Source organism: Aeromonas sp. LsrichE-8G (genome assembly GCF_022869435.1).
Classification (GTDB): Bacteria; Pseudomonadota; Gammaproteobacteria; order Enterobacterales; family Aeromonadaceae; genus Aeromonas; species Aeromonas caviae.
Window position 1 is genome coordinate 1 of record NZ_JALIHH010000296.1, and the last position, 337, is coordinate 337.

At 56.4% G+C, this 337-nt stretch carries 1 pseudogene; it reads left to right on the top strand.

What is annotated here, in order from left to right:
• Positions 1-337: pseudogene (locus MUW49_RS21635) on the top strand (IS1634 family transposase); the annotation flags it as partial.

Consider the following 337-nt stretch of genomic DNA (forward strand, 5'->3'; position numbering starts at 1 on the left):
ATGGCTATCATGGCCGTTGGCAACACGCGAATTATGCCGGGGTCGCGCAACGTTGGTTGCTGGTGCGCAGCGAACAAGCCAGCCACCGCGAGCAGCAGACATTGGCCAAAAACCTGCTCAAAGACAGTACCCGCGAGCTCAAAGCCTTCGCCAAATTGTGTGCCCGACGCTTTGCTTGTGAGGCGGATGCCCAAGCTGAGTTGAGCTGTTTTACCGCCAGCTTGATGCTGCTGCAACTGGATGCCGAAGTGGTAGGTGAACCCGTTTATACAGGACGTGGCAGACCCAAGCGTGGCGAAGAGCCAATTGGCCATCAGTTTCAAATCACTGGGTTGGC